Annotated in this window: 6 protein-coding genes and 1 pseudogene; 2 read left to right on the top strand and 5 right to left on the bottom strand. The window is 73.7% G+C overall.

Annotated features, from left to right (window positions below):
- The 3 genes from ACFPZJ_RS14650 to ACFPZJ_RS14640 form a co-directional block, all read right to left on the bottom strand.
- Positions 1-886 (bottom strand): glycosyltransferase family 2 protein (locus ACFPZJ_RS14650; RefSeq protein ID WP_381021272.1); only part of this gene is annotated, 886 nt, incomplete at its 3' end.
- On the bottom strand, positions 883-2,547 hold the full coding sequence (locus tag ACFPZJ_RS14645; RefSeq protein WP_381021271.1) for a carbamoyltransferase family protein: 1,665 nt from the start codon (positions 2,545-2,547) through the stop codon (positions 883-885). The genes ACFPZJ_RS14650 and ACFPZJ_RS14645, both read right to left, overlap by 4 nt.
- A 149-nt stretch (positions 2,548-2,696) precedes the next feature.
- Positions 2,697-3,659 carry an NAD-dependent epimerase/dehydratase family protein gene (locus ACFPZJ_RS14640; protein WP_381021269.1) on the bottom strand — a complete coding sequence of 321 codons (963 nt, stop codon included), beginning with the start codon at positions 3,657-3,659 and terminating at the stop codon, positions 2,697-2,699.
- 103 nt (positions 3,660-3,762) lie between these two features.
- Here ACFPZJ_RS14640 and ACFPZJ_RS14635 point away from each other — a divergent pair.
- Positions 3,763-3,900, top strand: a pseudogene (locus ACFPZJ_RS14635) (polysaccharide deacetylase family protein); the annotation flags it as partial.
- Positions 3,901-4,026: 126 nt separating this feature from the next.
- Positions 4,027-4,467: an SRPBCC family protein gene (locus tag ACFPZJ_RS14630; protein WP_381021267.1), complete on the top strand. Its 441-nt coding sequence runs from the start codon at positions 4,027-4,029 to the stop codon at positions 4,465-4,467.
- Between the two features lie 202 nt (positions 4,468-4,669).
- Here ACFPZJ_RS14630 and ACFPZJ_RS14625 read toward each other — a convergent pair whose 3' ends face one another.
- Positions 4,670-5,821 carry an XdhC family protein gene (locus tag ACFPZJ_RS14625; protein WP_381021265.1) on the bottom strand — a complete coding sequence of 384 codons (1,152 nt, stop codon included), beginning with the start codon at positions 5,819-5,821 and terminating at the stop codon, positions 4,670-4,672.
- Positions 5,822-5,872: 51 nt separating this feature from the next.
- Positions 5,873-7,330, bottom strand: coding sequence for an NCS2 family permease (locus ACFPZJ_RS14620; RefSeq protein WP_381021263.1), 1,458 nt, complete (start codon positions 7,328-7,330; stop codon positions 5,873-5,875).
- Positions 7,331-7,356: the final 26 nt, after the last annotated feature.

Genomic DNA, 7,356 nt, shown 5'->3' with positions numbered 1-7,356 from the left:
CGTGGTAGGGGGGGCGGGGGCCGGGCGCGACCGGGGTCCGGGCGAACTCGCCGGCCCGGGCGGCCCAGGCGAGCGCGCAGCCCGCCGCCGCCCGGCGGCGCCCGGCGGCGGTGAGGACGCAGGCGGCGGCGCCCGCCGCGGTGATCGCGGCGTGGGCGCGGATCCGGCCGCGCGGCGCGACCGCCTTGTCCCACCAGTCGGGGCCGTGCAGGCGGCGCATGAGCGCATCGTCGGCGTTGCCGCGCTGTTGTGTGACGGACACCCAGCGGGAGGCGGGCCGCACCGGGTGGCGGGTGGTGCGCCGGCCCTGCCGGATGTGCCAGCCGGCGGCGAGGACACGCAGCGCGAGGTCGGCGTCCTCGCGGAAGGCGCGCTCGAAGCGTTCGTCGAACCCGCCGACCTGCTTCAGGGCCTTTGTGCGGTAGGCCATGTCGGCGGTGATCCAGCGGGCCCGGGCGAGCCCGGCGGTGCCGCGTTCCCAGTCGGTGGGCCGGCGCTCGCCGGGCAGCGGGACGGTGATCACGCCCTGGACGGCCGCCGTGTCCGGGGGCGCGTCGGTGAGGTCCCGTACCAGTTGCTCGCACCAGTGCGGACCGACCTGGACGTCGTCGTCGAGGAAGGCGACCCAGGGCGCGGTGACGTGGCGCAGCCCGGCGTTGCGGGCGGCTGCGGGTCCCCGGCCGCCGCTGTGCGCCACGGTGGTGCGCTCGCGCAGGTCGCCGAGGACGCTCAGCGGGTGTTTCAGGGCTCCGGGCTCGGGGTCGGGCCGGTCGTCGACGAGGACGATCTCGTCGGGGCGCGGCCCGGTCGCGGCGGCGAGCGCGGCCAGGCAGTCGGCGAGGGTGTCCCGGGCGAGGGTGGGGATGACGACGGCGTACGGAGTCATGCGGCCGCCTTCCCGTGCGCGGACGTCCTCCCCCGGGCGAACGCCCTGCCCCGGCGGACCGCGTACGGCCCGATCGCCAGCAGGTCCACGGGCGCGGAGCCGAAGCACTCCAGCGCGTCGCGCGGGTCGTCGACCATGGGCCGGCCGGCGGTGTTGAGGCTGGTGTTGACCACGACCGGCAGCCCGGTGCGCTGCTCGAAGGCGCGCAGCATGCGGGCCACCAGCGGCTCGCGGCGCTCCTCGACGGTCTGGATGCGGGCGGTGCCGTCGACGTGCACGACGGCCGGTACGCGCTGCCGCCACTCGGGCGCCACGTCGTGCACGAAGAGCATGTACGGGCTCGGGACCGGCCCGCCGGAGAAGATCTCGGCGGCCCGGTCGGCGAGCACCATCGGCGCCACGGGCCGGAACTCCTCGCGGCCCTTGACGTGGTTGAGCCGTTCCAGGTTCTCGGCGCGGCCCGGGTGGGCGAGCAGGGAGCGGTGTCCCAGGGCGCGCGGCCCGTACTCGCTGCGGCCCTGGAACCAGGCGACGACACCGTCCTGCGCCAGCACCTCGGCGACGGTCTCGGCGATGTCGGCGGGTTCGTCGTACGGGACGGCGGCCGTGTCCAGCCAGCCGCGCAGTTCGTCGTCGCTCCAGCCGCGCCCGAGGTCGGCGCCGGGCATGGCCTGCGGGTTCTCGGACAGGTGCAGGGCCCCGCCCAGTGCGGTGCCCGCGTCGCCGGCGGCGGGCTGCACCCACACGTCCCGGTAGGGGCCCCGTGCGGCGATCTCCGAGTTCGCGACACAGTTGAGGGCGACGCCGCCCGCCAGGGTGAGCGCCTCCCCGCCGGCCTCGCGGTGCAGCCAGTGCACGAGTTCGAGGAGGACCTCCTCCAGGACGGCCTGGGTGCTCGCGGCCAGGTCGGCGTGGTCCTGGCTCCAGGGTTCGCCCTCGGCCCGGGGCGGGGCGAAGGCGGACCAGTCGACGCCGTGGGCGCGGAAGCCGCCGTGGCCGGTGGCGTGGACGTACGCGCGCAGCCGGGGCAGGAAGCGCGGGGTGCCGTAGGAGGCGAGGGCCATCACCTTGTACTCGTCGCTGCTGCGCAGGAAGCCGAGGTGTTCGGTGAGCTCCTCGTAGACCAGGCCGAGGGAGTCGGGCAGCGCCTGTGCGGCGAGGGTGTCGAGTTTGCCGTCGCGGTAGCGGCCGGCCAGGTGGGAGGCGGCCTCGCCGCGGCCGTCGAGGACCAGGACGGCGCTGTCGGGGTGCGGGGAGGCGGGCCCGGCGGAGGCGGCGTGGGCCACGTGGTGGGGGACGAAGACGACCTGCTCGGGGTCGAGCCCGGGCAGCGCCTCGGCGAGGAACTCGGGGGCGCGGCGGGCGTACTCCAGCCGCAGCGGGTCCCAGGGGTCGTTCAGGCCCATGTCACGGGCGGGCCTGGCGAGTTTCGGGTCGAAGGAGTAGGTGACGGCGTCCAGTTCTCCGGGCCGTATGCCGGCGTGCTCCAGGCACCAGCGGGCCGCCTGCTCGGGCAGCTCCCACGCGGAGAACGGCACGGGACGCTTGCCGTGTTTGCGTCGGCTGAAACGCTCCTCCTCGGCCGCCGCCACCGTCCTGCCGTCGACGACGAGGGCGGCGGCGGGATCGTGGAACAGGGCGTTGATACCGAGGATGCGCATGAGACTTCTGCTCCGTCACGGGCGACGTGTGAGGCTCCAGGTGTCGCGAGTGCCGCACTGCAGCTGTCTCAAACACTTGGAGACAACTCACCGGACGCGGGCAGGTTTCATCGCCATAGGTGAGGATTTGACCCCTCTGCGTGACCCGATCAGGCGGCGACGGAGCGCGAGAACCAGCCAATGGTCCGCCGCAGCCCTTCGCTCCATCCGGTGCGGGGCTGCCAGCCGAGCCGTTCGCGGGCCAGCCGGGTGTCGGGGCGGCGCCGGCCGGGGTCGTCGACGGGCCGGTCCACGAACCGGATCCGCGAGCCCGACCCGGTGAGCGCCACGATCCGCCGGGCCAGCTCCAGCATGGTGACTTCCTCGCCGCCGCCGATGTTGACGGGTCCGGTCTCGCCGGACGCGGCCAGGGCGAGGACGCCGTCCACGGTGTCGTCGACGTAGCACAGCGAACGGGTCTGGCTGCCGTCACCGGCGACCGTGAGCGGCATGCCGTCCAGGGCCTGCGCGATGAAGGTGGGGACGGCGCGGCCGTCGCCGGTGCGCATGCGGGGGCCGTAGGTGTTGAAGATGCGCACGATGGCGCTGTCGGTGCCGTGCACGCCGCGGTGGGCCGTGACCAGGGCCTCGGCGAACCGCTTGGACTCGTCGTAGACGCTGCGCGGCCCGACCGGGTTGACGTTGCCCCAGTACGTCTCGCGCTGCGGATGCTCCAGCGGGTCGCCGTAGACCTCGGAGGTGGAGGCGAGGACGAACCGGGCCCCGTCGGCACGGGCCCGCTCCAGCGCGAGTCGGGTGCCGGTGCTGCCGACGTCGAGGGTCTCCAGGGGCAGCCGGAGATAGTCGGCGGGCGAGGCCGGGCAGGCGAAGTGCAGCACGAGGTCGAAGCGGCCGGGCAGCGCCTGCCAGGCCGCCGGGTCGGTGGCGTCGCCGCGCACGAAGCGGAAGCCGCGCCGCTGCTCCAGCTCGGTCACGTTGACCCGGGAACCGGTGGTCAGGTCGTCCAGGCACACGACGTCCGTACCCGCGTCGAGCAGCCGCGCGCACAGATGGGATCCCACGAATCCGGCTCCGCCGGTCACCAGGGCCCGGCGCCAGGCGCGTCCGCTCACGGGACTCTCCTCACTCTCGCCTTCACTTGCGTGTCCGCGCGAGTAACCCGGTGACGGCTCTCACATGCCTGCGGACGCCCGCGCCCGGCGCGCGATCAGGGACCTGCTGCACGACCTCTACGACGCCCCCGTGCCGGCCGTGCCGGGCGTCATCGACGCGCTCGAGGAAGGCGGGTACGGCTTCGTGACGGTGCCGCAGCTGCTGGCCCCGGGGAAGGCCGAGCCGGGAAGGGGGTACCGGCCGCACGGAGTGGACGGGGTGGACAGGGTGGCCGGGGTGGACGACGTGTCCGCGGCAGCCCCGGACGCGCGGCCGTGACGCGGACCGACGCGCTGACGAGCGGGGCCATTCCCTACGATCTTCCCCGTGGTCGACTTCCTCCTCGAACGCACGGTGCCGCTCCCCCTCGACGAGGCGTGGCGCCGGCTCACGGAGTGGCCCCGGCACGGTGAGGCCGTTCCGCTCACCCGGGTCACCGTGGTCACGCCTCCGCCCACGGGCCAGGGCACGGTCTTCGTGGCCCGCTCCGGCCTCGGGCCGCTCGCCTTCGACGACCGGATGGAGGTCACCGTCTGGCAGCCACCGGCCGACGACGCGCCGGGCCTGTGCCGGCTGGAGAAACGCGGCCGGGTCGTGCTCGGCTGGGCCGAGATCGAGGTACGGCCGGGCCCCGGCGGGCGGGCGCGCGTCCTGTGGCGCGAGGAACTGCGCGTGCGCCTGCTGCCGGGCCTGTTCGACGGAATCCTGCGGCAGGCGTCCCGGTACGTCTTCGGACGCGCGCTGAACCGCCTGCTGAGACGACCGTGACGCCCGTCGAACGGGTTTTACCGCCGCCACCGCCTGCGCCACCCACTCGGCCGACCGGGCAACGGGAGCGTCCCGCGACCAGTGCGCGGGTCAGGGCGCCGGCCGCGCTCCGTTCGTGTTCCCGGCCTCCTCGGGGTGTCGGACCGAGGAGTCGGCGCCGCTCGGAAGCGGGCGGTCCAAAGGCCGCGCCCGGCTCCGCAGGTCAGGCCACCGACCCGATCCGCCCCGCCGGCGGCGAGGTCGTGTCGTGGTGGATCGGGACGTGCGCGCCGGTCAGCGGCACCCCGCTGCCGCCCCGCCGGTCGGCGACGATCTGTGCCGCGATCGACAGGGCCGTCTCCTCCGGCGTACGGGCGCCGAGGTCCAGGCCGATGGGCGACCGCAGGCGCGCCAGTTCCAGGTCGGTGACGCCCACTTCGCGCAGCCGCCGGTTGCGGTCCAGGTGGGTGCGGCGGGAGCCCATCGCGCCGACGTAGGCGACCGGCAGCCGCAGCGCCAGCTTCAGCAGCGGTACGTCGAACTTGGCGTCGTGGGTCAGGACGCACAGCACCGTGCGGGCGTCCACAACGGTCCGCTCCAGGTACTCGTGCGGCCACGCGACGACGATCTCGTCGGCCTCGGGGAAGCGGGCCCGGGTCGCGAAAACGGGGCGGGCGTCGCACACGGTGACGTGGTGGCCGAGGAACTTTCCGACGCGGACCAGGGCCGACGCGAAGTCGATCGCGCCGAAGACGATCATGCGGGGCGGCGGGACCGAGGACTCGACCAGCACCGTGAGCGGGGCTCCGCAGCGCGACCCCTGCTCGCCGATCTCCACGGTCCCGGTGCGGCCGGCGTCGAGGAACGCCCCCGCCTCCGCCGCGACCGTGCGGTCCAGCTCGGGATGGGCGTTGAAGCCGCCTTGGTGGGAGCCGTCGGGGCGGACCGCGAGGGCCCGGCCGGTCAGGTCCGCCGGGCCCTTCACGATCCGGGCCACCGCGGTCGCCTCGCCCCGCGCGGCGGCGGTTAGCGCGGCCGCGACGGCCGGGCGGGCGGGGTCGTCCGCCCGTACCGGCATGACGAGGATGTCGATGACGCCGCCGCAGGTCAGACCGACGGCGAAGGCGTCCTCGTCGCTGTAGCCGAAGCGCTCCAGGACGGTCTCGCCGTCCTCCAGCGCCTGCCGGCACAACTCGTACACGGCGCCCTCCACGCAGCCGCCCGAGACGGACCCGATCGCCGTGCCGTCGGTGTCCACCGCGAGCGCGGCGCCGGGCCGGCGGGGTGCGCTGCCGCTGACCGCCACCACGGTGGCCACGGCGAAGTCACGGCCCTGCTCGACCCACCGGTTCAGCTCCTCGGCGATGTCCAACATGTGTCGGTCTCCTTGAACAGCGGTTGCGTGGAGGGGAAACAGGAAGAACTGTCAGTGCACGCCCAGCCAGCTCTCGATCGGGTCGAGGGCGAAGAACACCAGGAAGATCACCGTCAGCGCCCACATGAAGAGGCCGATCTCCCGCGCCTTGCCCTGGGCGGTCTTGACGGCGACGTAGGAGATGGCTCCGGCGGCGACGCCCGCGGTGATGGAGTACGTGAACGGCATGATCACGACGGTCAGGAAGACCGGGACGGCGGTGGCGCGGTCGGACCAGTCCACGTGCCGGGCGTTCATCATCATCATCGCGCCGATGACCACCAGGGCCGCGGCGGCGATTTCGCCCGGGACGATCGCCGTCAGCGGGGTGAAGAACAGGCAGGCCGCGAAGAACAGGCCCGCGACGACCGAGGACAGCCCGGTCCGGGCGCCTTCGCCGACGCCGGTCGCCGACTCGACGAACACGGTCTGGCCGGAGGCCCCCGAGACGCCGCCGATGGCACCGCCGGCGCCGTCGATGAACAGCGCCTTGGACAGGCCCGGCATCCGCCCCTTGTCGTCGGCGAGACCGGCCTCCGTGCCCACGCCGATGATGGTGGCCATCGCGTCGAAGAACCCGGCCAGCACCAGCGTGAAGACGATCATGCCGACGGTCATCGCGCCGACCTCGCTCCAGCCACCGAACTCGACGTCGCCGAAGATCGAGAAGTCGGGCATGGAGACGGCGCCGCCGTGCAGTTCGGGTGCGCCGCCGGCCCACTGCTTGGGGTCGATGACGTCCAGGGCGTTGAGGACCACGGCGAGCACCGTGCCGCCGACGATGCCGATCAGGATCGCGCCGGGGATGCCGCGCGCCTGGAGCATGAAGATCGCCAGGAGGGTGGCGGCGAAGAGCAGGACGGGCCAGCCGGACAGTTCACCGGCCGGGCCGAGGGTGACCGGGGTGGCCTCGCCCTGGTGCACGAAGCCGGCCTTGTAGAAGCCGATGAGGGCGACGAACAGGCCGATGCCCATGGTGATCGCGTGCTTGAGGGCGAGCGGGATCGCGTTCATGATCATCTCGCGCAGGCCGGTGACGACCAGCAGCATGATGACGACGCCGTACATCACGCACATGCCCATCGCCTGCGGCCAGGTCATCTGGGGCGCGACCTGCGAGGCGAGGACGCCGGAGACGGAGAGGCCCGCGGCGAGGGCGAGGGGCACCTTGCCGACGAAACCCATCAGCAGCGTGGTGAGGGCCGCCGCGAACGCGGTGGCGGTGATGAGGGACTGCTGGCCGAGGGTGTTCCCCGCCGCGTCCTCGCCGGACAGGATCAGGGGGTTGAGCAGGAGGATGTACGCCATCGCCATGAAGGTGGTGACGCCGCCGCGCACTTCACGTGCGACGGTGGATCCTCGGTGGGATATGTGGAAGTACCGGTCGAGCCACGATCTGCCGGCCGGGACGCGGGTGCCTTCTCCCGCGTCTTCGGTTGCGGTCGTCGGCTCCAGTGACTGCTGGGTCATGTGGGCCTGCTCCCAAGGTTCAAAGG

Source organism: Streptomyces bullii (assembly GCF_042657145.1).
Taxonomy (GTDB): domain Bacteria; phylum Actinomycetota; class Actinomycetes; order Streptomycetales; family Streptomycetaceae; genus Streptomyces; species Streptomyces bullii.
This window is presented reverse-complemented; position numbering and strand designations above follow the sequence as displayed.